Genomic DNA, 14,952 nt, shown 5'->3' with positions numbered 1-14,952 from the left:
TCCCCGCGCCCCTGACGCCTGCGGCGGCCTGTGCGGGTCCGTCGTGGTGGATGCGGTGGCACTGGATCGGTCGTGACGCGCCCCTCAGGGGCGCGGGGAACTGCGCACCCAGCCCCCACAAACAGCCCCTCACAGCACCGACCACCACAACCCCCCAGGGGCGCGGGGAACTGCGCGCCCAGCCCCCACAAACCCGCAGCCACCACCCCACCCGCACCACAAACAGCCCTTCCCGGCACCGGTCACCACACCTCCCAGGGGCGCGGGGAACTGCGCGCCCAGCCCCCACCGACCCGCAGCCACCCACCCCACATGCGCCCCCCACCCCCCGGGTCCAAGCTGAAAGGGCACGGCAGGAGGACCCCATGGCTACCACCCACCCCACCCTGAACGAGATCCACGGCCCCGTCATACGCCCCGGCGAACCCCACTACGCAGACGAGGTCACCGGCTTCAACCTGGCCGCCCTGCACACCCCCGACGTCGTCGTAGGAGCCACCCGCGCCGAGGACATCGTCGCCGCCCTGCGCTGGGCCTCGGCCACCCACACCCCCGTCACCGTCCAGGCCACCGGCCACGGCGCCAACTTCCCGATAGAGAACGGTCTGCTGATCAACACCGCCCGCATGACCGGCGTACGCGTGGACGAGGAAACCCGCACCGCGAGAATCGACGCGGGCGCGAAGTGGCGGGACGTCCTGGCCGCAGCCACCCCGCACGGCCTGGCCACCCTCAACGGCTCCTCCACCGACGCGGGCGTCGTCGGCTACGTCCTCGGCGGCGGACTGCCGGTCCTCGGCCGGACCTACGGCTACGCCGCCGACAAGGTCCGCTCCTTCGAGGTGGCCACCCCCGACGGCACCCTCCACCACACCGACCCCGACACGGAACCCGACCTCTTCTGGGCGCTGCGCGGCGGCAAGGGCAACGTGGGAGTGGTGACCTCCCTGGTCACCGAACTCCTCCCGCTGCCCCGCGTCCTCGGCGGCGGCGTCTACTGCGCGGGCGAGGACGCCGAGGCCCTGCTGACCACCTGGGCGGCCTGGACCCACGACGTCCCGCCGGAGATGAACAGCACCTTCAGCATCCTGCGCCTGCCGCCCTTCCCGGAGATCCCCGAACCCTTCCGGGGCGGCTTCTGGGCAAGGGTCTGCCTCGCCTGGACCGGCGACCCGTCAGCGGGCCAGGACCTCCTCGCCCCGCTCCGCGAGGCCGCGCCGGTCGTGATCGACACGGTGGAGGAGATGGACTACGCGGCGGTGGACCGCATCTACCTGGATCCCCAGGACCCGCTGCCGGCCCGCGAGTCCTGCACCCTGCTGCGCGAACTGACACCGCAGGCGGTCGACGCGTTCCTGGACCAGGTGGGCCCGGCGGCGGGCGCCGGCGACTTCCCGCTCCTGATGGTGGAGATCCGCCACATGGGCGCGGCGCTCTCCCGCCCCGCCACCGTCGCGGACGCGGTCTGCGCCCGGGACGCCGAGTACCTCCTGGAGGCGGTGGGCGTGCTGGCCGCACCGCCCATGGCCGAGGCGGTCGAACGCGCCACGACCGCCCTCCACACCGCGATGTCCGCGTACGGCACCGGCCGCACCATGGTCAACCTGCACGGCACCCCGGGCGACGAGACGGACCGCGCCCGGGCCTGGACCCCCGAGGTCTACGACCGGCTGCGCCGCACGAAGTCGACGTACGACCCGGAGAACCTCCTGCGCTACGGCCACACCGTGACCCCGGCCGCCTGAGGCACCGTGCGGAACGGGATCAGGTCGTCGACCGCCGCCGCCTCGCCCCCGGCCGCCGCTCGCTCGGCCGTGTCACCGGATCCCCGGCCTCGACCGCCGCCGCCCGCCGCTTCAGCCCGAAGTCGGCGAGGGCCTCGGCCAGCTTGTGCACCGACGGCTCGGGAGCCATGACGTCGACCCGGAGCCCGTGCTCCTCGGCGGTCTTGGCCGTGGCGGGACCGATGCAGGCGATCACGGTCACGTTGTGCGGCTTCCCGGCGATACCGACCAGGTTGCGGACGGTGGACGACGACGTGAAGAGCACGGCGTCGAACCCGCCCCCCTTGATCGCCTCCCGGGTCTCCGCGGGCGGCGGCGAGGCGCGCACGGTCCGGTAGGCGGTGACGTCGTCGACCTCCCACCCGAGCTCGATGAGCCCCGCGACCAGCGTCTCGGTGGCGATGTCGGCGCGCGGCAGGAACACCCGGTCGATCGGGTCGAAGACGGGGTCGTACGGCGGCCAGTCCTCAAGGAGCCCGGCGGCCGACTGCTCACCGCTCGGCACCAGGTCGGGCTTCACACCGAAGGCGATCAGCGCCTTGGCGGTCTGCTCACCCACCGCCGCGACCTTGATCCCGGCGAAGGCACGCGCGTCGAGCCCGTACTCCTCGAACTTCTCCCGTACGGCCTTGACGGCGTTGACCGAGGTGAACGCGATCCACTCGTAGCGCCCGGTCACGAGCCCCTTGACCGCACGCTCCATCTGCTGGGGCGTGCGCGGCGGCTCGACCGCGATCGTCGGCACCTCGTGCGGCACGGCCCCGTAGGACCTGAGCTGGTCGGAGAGCGAGGCCGCCTGCTCCTTCGTGCGCGGCACGAGAACCTTCCAGCCGAACAGCGGCTTGTTCTCGAACCACGACAGCTGGTCGCGCTGGGCTGCGGCGGAGCGCTCACCGACCACGGCTATCACCGGCCGGCCGCCCTCGGGCGAGGGCAGCACCTTGGCCTGCTTGAGCGTCTGGGCGATGGTGCCCAGGGTCGCCGTCCAGGTCCGCTGGCGCGTGGTCGTACCGGCGACGGTGACGGTCATCGGGGTGTCGGGCTTGCGCCCGGCCGCGACCAGCTCACCGGCGGCGGCGCCCACGGAGTCCAGGGTCGTCGACACGACCACGGTCCCGTCCGACACCCCCACCTCCGTCCAGCACCGGTCGGAGGCCGTGCGCGCGTCCACGAACCGCACGTCCGCGCCCTGTGCGTCCCGCAGCGGGACACCGGCGTACGCGGGCACGCCGACGGCCGCGGCCACACCGGGCACGACCTCGAACGGCACGCCCGCGCGGGCGCAGGCCAGCATCTCCTCGGCGGCGTACGCGTCGAGCCCGGGGTCCCCGGATACCGCACGCACGACCCGCCTGCCGCCCCGCGCGGCCTCCATGACAAGATGTGCCGCATCCCGTACAGCGGGGGCAGGAGCGGTTGTTGACGTGCCGTCAACGACTGTGAGTTGGGGCGCGCCCGTGCCCGGAACCGGAGCCGAAGGCGACTCCGTGTCCGTGTCCACGACGGCGACGCCCGACCGAGCGTGGACGCGCACGACGTCGAGCACCTCGTGCCCGGCGACGAGAACGTCCGCGTTCGTGAGCGCCTCGACGGCGCGCAGAGTCAGCAGTCCCGGATCTCCGGGTCCGGCACCGAGGAAGGTGACGTGCCCGTGTTCGGGACCGACGGGAAGGGTGGTGGGGCTCACTGTGCTCGCTCCCCCATCAGACCGGCCGCGCCCTGGGCGAGCATGTCGGCCGCGAGTTCGCGACCGAGCGCCGTTGCCTGGTCGTGCGACTCGGGCACGGGACCGGTGGTGGACAACTGCACCATGCGCGAGCCGTCGGTGGTGCCGACGACGCCCCGCAGGCGCATTTCCTTGACAATCTGCCCGTCGGCCAGCAGGTCGGCCAGCGCGCCCACAGGGGCGGAGCAGCCGGCCTCCAGGGCGGCGAGCAGTGACCGCTCGGCGGTCACGGCGACCCGCGTGAACGGGTCGTCGAGCTCGCCGAGCGCCGCGATCAGGTCCGCGTTGTCCGCGGTGCACTCGATCGCTAGTGCTCCCTGGCCGGGAGCGGGCAAAACCGTGTCGACCGAGAGGAAATCGGTCACTTCGTCGATACGGCCGATGCGCTGCAGCCCAGCGGCTGCCAGCACCACCGCATCCAGCTCACCTTCGCGCACGAACCGCACCCGGGTGTCGATGTTCCCCCGGATCGCAACCGTCTCGATATCAAGTCCGTGCGCGCGGGCGTACGCGTTCAGCTGCGCGGTGCGCCGGGGCGAACCGGTACCGATGCGGGCACCCCGGGGCAGGTCGGTGAGCTTCAGGGCGTCCCGGGCGACGATGACGTCCCGAGGGTCCTCGCGCTCGGGGAGCGCGGCCAGCGCCAGCTCGTCCGGCTGCCCGGTCGGCAGGTCCTTCAGCGAGTGCACCGCGAAGTCGACCTCGCCCTTGAGCAGCGCCTCGCGCAGCGCGGTCACGAACACACCCGTGCCGCCGATCTGCGCCAGTGCCTCCCTGGACACATCGCCGTACGTGGTGATCTCGACGAGCTCGACGGGCCGCCCGGTCACCTGGCTCACGGCGTCCGCCACCCGCCCGGACTGGGCCATGGCGAGTTTGCTCCGCCTGGTCCCGAGCCGTAGCGCCTTCGTCCTCATGACGAGCCTCGGTCTTTCTCATCGGTGGTGCTGTCCTCGGCGCGGGAGACGGCGGCCACCGTCTCGGGGTCGAGGTCGAACAGGGTCCGCAGCGCGTCCGCGTACCCGGCACCGCCGGGCTCGGCCGCGAGCTGCTTGACCCGTACGGTCGGCGCGTGCAGCAGCTTGTCGACCACGCGCCGCACGGTCTGCGTGATCTCCCCGCGCTGCTTGTCGTCCAGGCCGGGCAGCCGCCCGTCGAGCCGCGCGATCTCGTTCGCGACGACATCGGCGGCCATGGTCCGCAGCGCGACGACGGTGGGCGTGATGTGCGCGGCCCTCAGCGCCGCCCCGAAGGCGGCCACCTCGTCCGCGACGATACGGCGGACCTGGTCGACGTCGGCCGCCATGGGGGCGTCGGCCGAGGCCTCCGCGAGGGACTCGATGTCGACGAGCCGCACCCCGCCCAGCCGGTGGACGGCGGCGTCGATGTCCCGGGGCATGGCGAGGTCGAGCAGGAACAGGGAGGGGGTCGGCCGCGGGATCTCGGCGACGGGCTCGGGCCTGCGCCGCTCGGGCACCCGGCCGAGCGCGGCGGCGGTGGCGGCGAGCGCGGCGATGACGTCGGCCTCCCCGACGGGATCGACCGGGGCGACGGCCCCCTGCGGCCGGGGCGCGTTGTCCACCCAGGCGGCATGCTGCTCCAGCTCGGAAGCGGCCATCCCGGCGACGGCGGCTTCCCCGAGCACGGAGAACCCAGGAGTGGCCTGAAGGGGGGCCAGGTCCAGGGGACAGTTCTCTTCGGTTCCGTGTTCCGCGGGCAGTCGTGCCGCTTGGGCGGCTCCCGACCCAAAGCGGGACAGCCCCCCGCCGACGCCGGGCTGCGTGTCCAACCCCCGCCCGGCAGCAACAGCCTCAGCGGTCAGAACCAGCCCCGTGGCCCCCGTACAGGACACCACGACATCGGCACGTGTCAGCTCGTCCGACACCGAACCCATCGGTACCGCACGAGCAACCACGTCCCCACTCTCGTTGAGGATCTCCGCAAGCCGCTCGGCCCGCTCCGCGGTCCGGTTGGCGACCACGATCTCCGCCACCCCGACCCGCGCAAGCGTCGCCGCCGCCAGCGAGGACATCGACCCGGCCCCGATGACCAGCGCCTTCTTCCCGCGCGCCCAGTCGGACACCTCCGCGCCCAGGGCGAGCTGCTCCAGCCCGAAGGTCACCAGCGACTGCCCGGCCCGGTCGATCCCGGTCTCGGAGTGGGCCCGCTTCCCGACCCGCAGCGCCTGCTGGAACAGGTCGTTCAGCAACCGCCCCGCGGTGTGCAGCTCCTGCGCCCGGGCGAGGGAGTCCTTGATCTGCCCGAGGATCTGCCCCTCCCCGACGACCATGGAGTCGAGCCCGCAGGCCACGGAGAACAGGTGGTGGACGGCCCGGTCCTCGTAGTGCACATAGAGGTAGGGAGTGAGCTCGTCGAGCCCCACCCCGCTGTGCCGGGCGAGCAGCGTCGACAGCTCGGCGACACCCGCGTGGAACTTGTCCACGTCGGCGTACAGCTCGATCCGGTTGCAGGTCGCGAGCACCGCGGCCTCCGTGGCCGGCTCCGCCGCGACGGTGTCCTGGAGCAACTTCACCTGCGCATCGGCATGCAGCGCCGCCCGCTCCAGCACACTGACCGGAGCGCTGCGGTGGCTCAGCCCGACGACGAGAAGACTCATGCCGGCATCACGGCGGGTACGTCCCCGTCGGGCCCTTGGTCGGCGGAGGCGGAGCCGTCGCGGCCGGCGACGACCGGACCGGCGCCGTCGGAGGCGGCGGCCTCCTCGCCGGCCTTGCGCTGCTCGTGGAAGGCGAGGATCTGCAGCTCGATGGAGAGGTCGACCTTGCGCACGTCGACGCCGTCCGGCACGGACAGCACGGTCGGCGCGAAGTTCAGGATGGAGGTGACGCCGGCGGCCACGAGACGGTCGCAGACCGGCTGGGCGGCACCGGCGGGGGTGGCGATGACACCGATGGACACGCCGTTGTCCTCGACGATCTTTTCCAGGTCGTCCGAGTGCTGCACGGGAATGCCCGCGACGGGCTTTCCGGCCATCGCCGGATCGGCGTCGATCAGCGCGGCGACCCGGAAGCCGCGGGACGCGAACCCGCCGTAGTTGGCGAGAGCGGCGCCGAGGTTACCGATACCGACGATCACAACCGGCCAGTCCTGGGTCAGGCCGAGTTCACGGGAGATCTGGTAGACGAGATACTCGACGTCGTAGCCGACACCGCGCGTTCCGTAGGAACCCAGGTAGGAGAAGTCCTTGCGCAGCTTCGCGGAGTTGACCCCCGCGGCCGCGGCCAGTTCCTCGGAGGAGACCGTGGGTACCGAGCGCTCCGACAGTGCGGTCAGGGCGCGGAGGTACAGCGGAAGGCGGGCGACGGTGGCCTCGGGAATCCCTCGGCTACGGGTCGCCGGTCGGTGAGTTCGGCCAGTTGCCACGGTGCTCCTGCGGGTAGAGCGGGGCTGTGGGCGGTCACACGTCCCCGGACCGCCCCGTCGAAAGCAGGCTATGTCTTTGTGAACGCGTGCACAAAGATGGTGTCCGATTTGCCCGGCCAACGTGACCGGGGTCACGCGCGTCTCTCTCGGAGGCAAAACCGCACACTTCCCTCATCAATCCCGCCCCCAAGACCACTTCGCCATCGATCCTAAGCGACCGGGCGGACCGGGCGGACTAGTCCGTCAGGGCCTTGCGGAGGCGTTCCTCGTCCACCCGCCAGAAGGTGTGCTGCTCCCCGTCGACGAGCACGACCGGGATCTGTTCCCAGTACTGATCGTGGAGTTGAGGATCCTGGTCGATGTCCTTGTGCTCCCAGGGAACCCCCAGATCTCCACACACCTTCTCGATCACCGACTGTGCGTCATCGCACAGATGGCAACCGGGCTTGCGGATCAGGGTGACGAGCCGGTCCTCGGGGGCCTTGGCCTGCTTTCGGCGGAAGATGGGACTCATACAGGCCATTCTCCCGCGCGTCGGCGCCGGCCGCGGACGCCTCTTTAACGGCACAGTCTTGGAGTGTTCACACCCTCCAAACCTCTCGACTCCGGAACCACCGAACAAACTGGCTATGCTCACGCCATGGCCGCTCTCGGATGGCTCACTCCCCGTAGGCGCTCCGCCACGGCGCGAAGCGTGTTGGCAGGCGAGGCCTCGGCTGAGGCTGCGCGCAAGTCCTCCCAGGAGGTCGAGGAGACCCCTGGTTCGCAACCGGAGTCACAGTTCCCGGTCCTGGGCGACGACAAGGCCGCCGCGTTCTTCGACCTGGACAACACGGTGATGCAGGGCGCCGCCCTCTTCCACTTCGGCCGCGGCCTGTACAAGCGGAAGTTCTTCGAGACGCGTGACCTCGCCAGGTTCGCCTGGCAGCAGGCCTGGTTCCGCCTGGCCGGCGTCGAGGACCCCGAACACATGCAGGAGGCCCGCGACTCGGCGCTCTCCATCGTCAAGGGCCACCGCGTCGCCGAGCTCCAGTCGATCGGCGAGGAGATCTACGACGAGTACATGGCCGAGCGCATCTGGCCGGGCACCCGCGCGCTGGCGCAGGCCCACCTGGACGCGGGCCAGAAGGTGTGGCTGGTCACAGCGGCCCCGGTGGAGATCGCCCAGGTGATCGCCCGCCGCCTCGGCCTCACCGGTGCCCTGGGCACGGTCGCGGAGTCGGTGGACGGCGTCTACACGGGCAAGCTGGTCGGTGAGCCCCTGCACGGCCCCGCGAAGGCGGAGGCGGTCCGGGCCCTGGCGGCGGCCGAGGGTCTCGACCTGTCGCGCTGCGCGGCGTACAGCGACAGCCACAACGACATCCCGATGCTCTCGCTGGTGGGCCACCCCTACGCGATCAACCCGGACACCAAGCTCCGCAAGCACGCCCGACGGCTGGACTGGCGGCTGCGCGACTACCGCACGGGCCGCAAGGCGGCGAAGGTCGGCATCCCGGCGGCGGCCGGCGTGGGTGCGGTGGCGGGCGGCACGGCGGCGGCGATCGCCCTGCACAAACGCCGTCGGTAACCGGGCGAACGCACCAATCCACGGGTTTTATACGCGTAACTCCGTGTGCAGGCACATTGGCTGCACACGGCCACAACACGCCCCGTTCCCTGACAGATCGCGACCGTTTTCGATCAACAAACGGTCACTCTGTGGCACTTGAACGGCTCCCAATCGGTTACAGAAGCGACGTAATCGATGAATAGAGCAACTGGGTGTAGCAGTGCCTGCACTAAGCGTTATTCTCCTCAGACGCATTCGGGTACCCCTCCGTCGCTACGACGGGTGAACGGTCCCGCACTGCACGTGATGGAAGCTCTGCCTCTGGGAGTCCCGTGTACCCACACGTCGGGGTTGACGCCTCGGGCCTGGCTACGCTGCGCGCAACGGTCCTGGACCTGTTGCGCGGCTTCGTCCCCACCGCGTACGCCGTCCCCGCCCTCGCCGTAGCCGCGGCACCGATCGGCCCGTGCTACGCACTGGCCGACGGCTCCGCGGCCGTCGGCAGACGAGGGCGTTCGACCGGTGCCGCACCGGCCCGCCGTCCCGCCGCGGACAGCGACAGCGCCCGCATGATGGACCTGGTCGAACGCGCCCAGGCCGGCGAGGCCGACGCTTTCGGCCGCCTGTACGACCAGTACAGCGACACGGTGTACCGGTACATCTACTACCGGGTAGGAGGTAAGGCCACCGCCGAGGACCTGACGAGCGAGACGTTCCTGCGCGCGCTCAGAAGGATCGGCACGTTCACCTGGCAGGGCCGCGACTTCGGCGCCTGGCTGGTCACCATCGCGCGCAACCTCGTCGCCGACCACTTCAAGTCGAGCCGGTTCCGGCTCGAGGTCACCACCGGCGAGATGCTCGACGCCAACGAGGTCGAGCGCTCGCCCGAGGACTCCGTCCTGGAGTCCCTCTCCAACGCCGCGCTGCTGGACGCCGTCCGCCGGCTCAACCCGCAGCAGCAGGAGTGCGTGACCCTCCGTTTCCTCCAGGGCCTCTCGGTCGCCGAGACCGCCCGGGTCATGGGCAAGAACGAGGGCGCCATCAAGACCCTCCAGTACCGGGCCGTGCGCACCCTGGCCCGGCTCCTCCCGGACGACGCCCGCTGACCGCACACTCCGGGTGACCGCCAACTCGCTCTCGGTGAAAGTCCGTTGACTCCCCGATCCGATCATCCGCAGTCCGTAACCCAAGTGCCGCGCCACTCGTTGTGCGGGATGCAGGCTCCCTGTGGTCACCCCCTGGCCGACTCCGATCACCCGATCGTGTGCTTGTGCTCTGGGCGTGCAACCCTCAGGACCCCCTGGGGAGTCGACCGTCATGACGAGAGGAGGTGCCGCCAGTGATCGCGAACGTATCGGCGCACCGGCGGGCGAACGCCTTCGCCCAGGCCCTGGAGGAGCTGTCCGACCGGGAACCGGCGGCCGAGCAGTCCGAAGGACAGGCGTCGGCCGCCGCGGAACACCCTGACCCGGGCCGTCTCCTGGCCCTCGCGGAGTGTCTCGGCGAGCTGCCCAGACCTGAGCTGGACCCCGAGGTCAAGGTCGTCCAGCGAGCCCAGCTGGTGGCCGCGATGGAGGCCATGCTGCTGGAGGGCGACGGGGCGGAACCCGCGGTCCCCGAGCAGCGCTCCCATCGGGCCAAGGGCACCCACCGGGCGAGTCCGCTCGGGAAACTCCGACCGCGTTCCCGGCTCACCAAGGGCCTGGCCGCGGGCGGCCTGAGCGTCGGAGTCGCCGCCGGAGCCTTCGGCGGAGTGGCCGCGGCCAGCTCGGACGCGCTGCCCGGCGACTCGCTGTACGGCCTCAAGCGCGGCATCGAGGACTTCAAGCTCACCTATCTGTCCGACGGGGACGACGAGCGCGGTGTCGCCTACCTCGACCAGGCCTCCACCCGGCTGAACGAGGCCCGTCGGCTGATGGAGCGCGGCCGGGGCGGCCACCTCGACCACGAGTCCGTGGGCGAGATCCGCCGCGCCCTGTCCGGCATGCAGCACGACGCCTCCGAGGGGCACCGCCTGCTGCACGAGGCGTACCAGCGCGACCCGAACTCCCTGGGCCCCATCCAGGCCCTCGCCGGCTTCTCGCGCTCGCACCGCGAGGCGTGGGGCGCGCTCCGCGACCGGCTGCCCGTCCAGCTCGGCGACGTCAGCGAGCAGGTGTCCGAGGTCTTCGACGCCATAGACGAAGAGGTCGCCCCGCTCCAGTCCCTGCTCCCCGAGCCCCCGGCCCAGGGCGGCGGCACCGGAGGTCAGCGGCAGGGCGGCTCCGGTTCGGCGTCCTCGGACTCCTCGACCGGTTCCGGCCGCTCGACGGCCCCCGGCACCGGCGGCTCCACCGAGGACAACGGCGGCGGCAACCCCAGCAAGTCCGCCTCCTCCGGCAGCACGGACGACGGCCTGCTCGGCGGCGACACCGGCGGCCTCCTCGACCCGCCGAAGGACACCGGCACCACCACCCCGACGTCCCCGTCCCCCTCGGCCGACCCCGACGTCACCCTCCCACCCCTCCTCCCGGGCCTCCTCCCGGGCCTGGGCATCCAGGGCGAGGACGCCAACTAGCTCTTCCGGTACGACGGTGGGGGCGCCCTTCGCAGGAAGGGCGCCCCCACCGTCGTACAACAGACAACCTCAGAAGAACACCGACCTCCGCTGCACCAACAACTTGTAGAGCGTGTGCTGGATCTGTTCCCTCACCTGGTCCGTCAGGTTGAACATCAGCATCGGGTCCTCGGCGGCCTCCGGCGGGTAGCCGTCCGTGGGGATCGGCTCGCCGAACTGGATCGTCCACTTGGTGGGGAGGGGGACGGCGCCCAGCGGGCCCAGCCAGGGGAACGTCGGCGTCAGCGGGAAGTACGGGAAGCCCAGCAGACGCGCGAGGGTCTTCGCGTTGCCGATCATCGGGTAGATCTCCTCCGCGCCCACGATCGAGCACGGAATGATCGGGGTGCGCTGCCGCAGGGCCGTGGAGACGAACCCTCCCCGGCCGAAGCGCTGGAGCTTGTACCGCTCGCTGAAGGGCTTGCCGATGCCCTTGAAGCCCTCCGGCATCACACCGACCAGCTCGCCCTGCCCGAGCAGCCGTTCGGCGTCCTCCGCGCACGCCAGGGTGTGCCCGAGCTTGCGGGCGAGTTCGTTGACCACCGGCAGCATGAACACCAGGTCCGCCGCCAGCAGCCGCAGATGCCGGTTGGCGGGATGGTGGTCGTGGACGGCGACCTGCATCATCAGACCGTCCAGCGGCAGCGTCCCGGAGTGGTTGGCGACGATCAGCGCACCGCCCTCCGCCGGGATGTTCTCGACGCCCTTCACCTCGACCCGGAAGTACTTCTCGTACACCGGCCGCAGCAGGGACATGAGGACCTGGTCGGTGAGTTCCTCGTCGTAGCCGAAGTCGTCGACCTCGTAGTCCCCGGTGAGCCGGCGGCGCAGGAAGCTGAGGCCGCCGGCGATGCGGCGCTCCAGGCCGCCCTCGTCGTGCGCCTGCTGCGGCGACTCTTCCTCAGGGGTCACAGGAACATCATCCTGCGCGGAAGCCCCGCTGGGCAGGGGCTGGACCTCACGGACCAGCGCGGGCTCGGTGCCCTTGCGCCGGCTCCCCGCGCTCCGGCGCCGCGCCGGCCGCTGTACGGCGCCTGCGCGGGACCGGTCGTCGTCGAACGGAATGACCTTGGCGTCCGCCATCGTTGATGCGCTCCTCAGTTGGCGCTCTGCGTCGGGGGGTTGCCGCCACCCGCGAGGGGCAGCGCGGCGATCCGGTCGACGGCCCCCGCGAGGGCCTCCGGCGGCAGCAGCCCGGGGCCCTTGCTGCGCGCGAAGTCCGCGAAGGTCTCCGCCGTCGTGTACTTCGGCCGGAATCCGAGCGTCTCGCGCATCTGGACCGTCGACACGACCCGGCCGTGGGTGAGCAACCGGATCTGCTCGGGCGAGAAGTCCGTCATTCCCAGCGTACGCACCAGCGACCCCGCCCAGGTGACGGCCGGCAGCAGCAGGGGCACGGTGGGTCGGCCGAGCCGCCGGGAACACTGCGACAGCAGCAGGACCCCGTCGCCCGCGATGTTGAAGGTGCCGCTGTTGAGCGTGCCCCGCTCCGGTTCGTGCGAGGCGATCCTGAGCACCTCGATCACGTCGTCCTCGTGCACGAACTGCAGCCGCGGGTCGTACCCGAACACCGTCGGCAGCACCGGCAGCGCGAAGTACGAGGCGAGCGGGGTGTCGGCCGTCGGCCCCAGGATGTTGGCGAACCTGAGCACGCACACGGCCACGTCGGGCCGCCGCCGCGCGAAGCCCCGCACATATCCCTCGACCTCGACCGTGTCCTTGGCGAAGCCGCCGGAGGGCAGGGACTTGGGCGGGGTGGTCTCCGTGAACACGGCCGGATCGCGGGGCGCGGACCCGTACACGTTCGTACTGGACTTCACCACGAGCCGCTGCACGTTCGGCGACTTCTGACACGCCCCGAGCAGCTGCATGGTGCCGATGACGTTGGTCTCCTTGACCGTGGTCCGGCTCCCGCTGCCGAGCGCCATCGCCGTCACATCCAGGTGTACGACCGTGTCGGCGGCCGTCTCGGCCAGTACCCGGGCGATGCCGGGCTGCCTGATGTCCGCCTGGATGAAGTCGGCACCGCCCAGATGGTGCTCGGGTGACACCGCGTCCACGGCGATCACCCGGTCCACCTGCGGGTCACGCTGTATGCGCCGTACGAACCGGCCCCCGAGCTGTCGGGCCACTCCGGTGACGAGCACGACCTTTCCCAAGATCAGCGCCTTCCTTCCAGCCGTAGTCCAGCCTGGTACGGCCCTTGTACAGCCCCAGTCCTGTGCCGCGTTCCCCGTGTTCGGCCAACTTAGCGGTTCGATGTTGCGCTGTGATGACCGCCCGCTGCGCGAGGTGACGACATCCAGCCCATGGGCGTGTCCCGACACGCGTGTGGCCCCCCACCGATATCAGGTGGGGGGCCACAAACACGCTTACGCGGCGTCGCTTACTTCTTGTTGCGACGCTGGACGCGCGTGCGCTTGAGCAGCTTGCGGTGCTTCTTCTTGGCCATCCGCTTGCGCCGCTTCTTGATAACAGAGCCCACGACTACCCTCGCTCACTTCTCATCACTCGGTGCTGGGCGCCATGGGCCCATACGACCTACGAGGGGCTAGCCTACCCGTCCGAGCGCTGAGGTCGTAATCGAGGTGAACCGGGGAGATCCGGCAGGGGTCCACGAGTGCCCTGAGGCCCCTTGGAACCTCCCCGAGTCCGGTCGTCGTCAGGCCGTCTCCACCCCCACATAGCTCTCGCGGAGGTACTCGTGAACCGCGTTCTCGGGGACACGGAAGGACCGTCCCACCCTGATCGCGGGCAGATGACCGCTGTGCACCAGCCGGTACACGGTCATCTTCGACACTCGCATCACCGAGGCGACCTCCGCCACGGTAAGGAACTGAACCTCACTCAGAGGCCTCTGTTCAGCAGCCATGACACACCTGAACCTTCCGCACTCGACGGCCACCGGCTTCCCCTTCCGGTGACTCTTCGTCGCTGCGTGCTCACTCCCCAATGTAGGGGCGGGTGATGCAAGTGGGGAAGAGGTGCACCCATCGGCGGCCTACTGTGACAGACACGCTCGATTGAGTACGTAGCGGGTCAGCGGCCGGTAGTAATCAGACCGCACAGCGTCATCAAGTGGAACGACGACCGACACGACCCCCTCGGCCTCGCCCACAAAGAGCGCGGGGTCATCCGTATCCGCCGGCCCAATGGCCTCAAACCCCAGCTGACCTGCTCCGCAGACCCATCCGTGATCCCCGATCACGAGCTCGGGAAGCGGCCCTCCGCTCTCGGCCCCGGCCGCCAGAGCGGTGCGAACCGGGAGCGGTGAATGCGTGTGTGCGCCCGGCTCACCACCGGAGCTCTCGGCGTCCGGTGCCCGCACGAGCGCGACTCCCCGTACGTACTCAAGGTTGTACGTACGTAGACCGAACCGGGTCGTTATGTCGACACAGCGACCATGCGCAGGGGTGAGGACGGTACATCCCGCCGCCGAGAGGGCGTCCGCGAGGGCGACGTAGAACCCGAGCAGTCGGTGCGGATGGCCGGTGCCGAGAAGCACGGGCCCGCTGCGCTGGGCAACTGCCGCGAGCCGCTCCGCGAAGGCGTCGAGCGCCACGAGCGTCCGGTCAGGGTCGATCACATCCTGGCCAGTTGTACACCGCGGATCGCCCGAAACCCCACACCTGTCGGCCATGAGACCGAGCAGATCACGCTCATTCCATGACCCTTCAGGATCAATCCCGATCAGCACTCTGGGGTCCCGAGCCGCGAACAACCGATAACTCCGCAGACTCTCCTCCCGCGAGGTGGCCACGGCCCCGGCCAGACGGGCGGCCAGCAGATGGGCGCGCAGGGCACCGGTGCTCAACACGGGAGTGATGGTGGCGGATGAAGGGGTGAGGAGGAGAGGGGAACAGAGAAACACCGCACAGTCGGAGTAACCCAGGGGCGCGGGGAACTGCGCGAC

14 protein-coding genes are annotated in these 14,952 nt (G+C 70.7%); 4 read left to right on the top strand and 10 right to left on the bottom strand.

The window, feature by feature from the left end:
• Positions 1 to 365: 365 nt before the first annotated feature.
• Positions 366 to 1,745 carry an FAD-binding oxidoreductase gene (locus tag M2163_RS28410; RefSeq protein WP_280850038.1) on the top strand — a complete coding sequence of 460 codons (1,380 nt, stop codon included), beginning with the start codon at positions 366 to 368 and terminating at the stop codon, positions 1,743 to 1,745.
• Positions 1,746 to 1,764: 19 nt separating this feature from the next.
• On the opposite strand, the gene M2163_RS28405 is transcribed toward M2163_RS28410, so the two are convergent.
• The 5 genes from M2163_RS28405 to M2163_RS28385 all read right to left on the bottom strand — a co-directional run bounded on the left by M2163_RS28405 (position 1,765) and on the right by M2163_RS28385 (position 7,417).
• On the bottom strand, positions 1,765 to 3,471 hold the full coding sequence (locus M2163_RS28405; RefSeq protein WP_037720885.1) for a bifunctional uroporphyrinogen-III C-methyltransferase/uroporphyrinogen-III synthase: 1,707 nt from the start codon (positions 3,469 to 3,471) through the stop codon (positions 1,765 to 1,767).
• A complete protein-coding gene (gene hemC / locus M2163_RS28400) occupies positions 3,468 to 4,427 on the bottom strand; it encodes a hydroxymethylbilane synthase (RefSeq protein ID WP_280850040.1) in 960 nt (319 codons plus the stop codon). Before hemC ends, M2163_RS28405 begins: the two co-directional genes overlap by 4 nt.
• The gene (locus tag M2163_RS28395; RefSeq protein ID WP_280895398.1) at positions 4,424 to 6,127 is read right to left on the bottom strand and encodes a glutamyl-tRNA reductase; all 1,704 of its coding nucleotides are present in this window, start codon (positions 6,125 to 6,127) and stop codon (positions 4,424 to 4,426) included. Before M2163_RS28395 ends, hemC begins: the two co-directional genes overlap by 4 nt.
• The gene (locus M2163_RS28390; RefSeq protein WP_280850042.1) at positions 6,124 to 6,894 is read right to left on the bottom strand and encodes a redox-sensing transcriptional repressor Rex; all 771 of its coding nucleotides are present in this window, start codon (positions 6,892 to 6,894) and stop codon (positions 6,124 to 6,126) included. The genes M2163_RS28395 and M2163_RS28390 overlap by 4 nt, the downstream gene beginning before the upstream one ends.
• Positions 6,895 to 7,129: 235 nt before the next feature.
• Positions 7,130 to 7,417, bottom strand: a complete 288-nt coding sequence (locus M2163_RS28385) for a glutaredoxin family protein (protein WP_280850043.1) — start codon at positions 7,415 to 7,417, stop codon at positions 7,130 to 7,132.
• A 117-nt stretch (positions 7,418 to 7,534) separates the two neighbouring features.
• On the opposite strand from M2163_RS28385, the gene M2163_RS28380 reads away from it, so the two are divergent.
• The 3 genes from M2163_RS28380 to M2163_RS28370 all read left to right on the top strand — a co-directional run bounded on the left by M2163_RS28380 (position 7,535) and on the right by M2163_RS28370 (position 11,000).
• Entirely contained in the window at positions 7,535 to 8,461 is a 927-nt protein-coding gene (locus M2163_RS28380) for an HAD-IB family hydrolase (protein ID WP_280850044.1), read from the top strand.
• A 314-nt stretch (positions 8,462 to 8,775) separates the two neighbouring features.
• Positions 8,776 to 9,549 carry an ECF subfamily RNA polymerase sigma factor, BldN family gene (locus M2163_RS28375; RefSeq protein WP_020120729.1) on the top strand — a complete coding sequence of 258 codons (774 nt, stop codon included), beginning with the start codon at positions 8,776 to 8,778 and terminating at the stop codon, positions 9,547 to 9,549.
• Between the two features lie 233 nt (positions 9,550 to 9,782).
• A complete protein-coding gene (locus tag M2163_RS28370) occupies positions 9,783 to 11,000 on the top strand; it encodes a DUF5667 domain-containing protein (protein WP_280895397.1) in 1,218 nt (405 codons plus the stop codon).
• Positions 11,001 to 11,069: 69 nt separating this feature from the next.
• Here the strand turns inward: M2163_RS28370 and M2163_RS28365 are convergent, their stop codons facing one another.
• The 5 genes from M2163_RS28365 to M2163_RS28345 form a co-directional block, all read right to left on the bottom strand.
• Positions 11,070 to 12,122: a lysophospholipid acyltransferase family protein gene (locus M2163_RS28365; RefSeq protein WP_280895396.1), complete on the bottom strand. Its 1,053-nt coding sequence runs from the start codon at positions 12,120 to 12,122 to the stop codon at positions 11,070 to 11,072.
• A gap of 14 nt (positions 12,123 to 12,136) precedes the next feature.
• Positions 12,137 to 13,198, bottom strand: coding sequence for an NAD-dependent epimerase/dehydratase family protein (locus tag M2163_RS28360; protein WP_280850047.1), 1,062 nt, complete (start codon positions 13,196 to 13,198; stop codon positions 12,137 to 12,139).
• A gap of 227 nt (positions 13,199 to 13,425) precedes the next feature.
• The gene (locus tag M2163_RS28355) at positions 13,426 to 13,524 is read right to left on the bottom strand and encodes an AURKAIP1/COX24 domain-containing protein (RefSeq protein ID WP_003948845.1); all 99 of its coding nucleotides are present in this window, start codon (positions 13,522 to 13,524) and stop codon (positions 13,426 to 13,428) included.
• 177 nt (positions 13,525 to 13,701) lie between these two features.
• Positions 13,702 to 13,911 carry a helix-turn-helix domain-containing protein gene (locus tag M2163_RS28350; RefSeq protein ID WP_016437488.1) on the bottom strand — a complete coding sequence of 70 codons (210 nt, stop codon included), beginning with the start codon at positions 13,909 to 13,911 and terminating at the stop codon, positions 13,702 to 13,704.
• A 129-nt stretch (positions 13,912 to 14,040) separates the two neighbouring features.
• Positions 14,041 to 14,856, bottom strand: a complete 816-nt coding sequence (locus M2163_RS28345; RefSeq protein ID WP_280895395.1) for a phosphatase — start codon at positions 14,854 to 14,856, stop codon at positions 14,041 to 14,043.
• Positions 14,857 to 14,952: the final 96 nt, after the last annotated feature.

This window comes from Streptomyces sp. SAI-135, assembly GCF_029893805.1.
Taxonomy (GTDB): Bacteria; Actinomycetota; Actinomycetes; order Streptomycetales; family Streptomycetaceae; genus Streptomyces.
Note: the sequence above shows the minus strand (reverse complement) of the source record. Positions and strands in the feature narration are given on the sequence as shown.

Coding starts and splice junctions, on each gene's coding strand:
- M2163_RS28410 (WP_280850038.1), top strand. CDS start 366: ATGGCTACCACCCACCCCACCCTGAACGAGATCCACGGCCCCGTCATA.
- hemC (WP_280850040.1), bottom strand. CDS start 4,427: ATGAGGACGAAGGCGCTACGGCTCGGGACCAGGCGGAGCAAACTCGCC.
- M2163_RS28395 (WP_280895398.1), bottom strand. CDS start 6,127: ATGAGTCTTCTCGTCGTCGGGCTGAGCCACCGCAGCGCTCCGGTCAGT.
- M2163_RS28385 (WP_280850043.1), bottom strand. CDS start 7,417: ATGGCCTGTATGAGTCCCATCTTCCGCCGAAAGCAGGCCAAGGCCCCC.
- M2163_RS28380 (WP_280850044.1), top strand. CDS start 7,535: ATGGCCGCTCTCGGATGGCTCACTCCCCGTAGGCGCTCCGCCACGGCG.
- M2163_RS28365 (WP_280895396.1), bottom strand. CDS start 12,122: ATGGCGGACGCCAAGGTCATTCCGTTCGACGACGACCGGTCCCGCGCA.
- M2163_RS28350 (WP_016437488.1), bottom strand. CDS start 13,911: ATGGCTGCTGAACAGAGGCCTCTGAGTGAGGTTCAGTTCCTTACCGTG.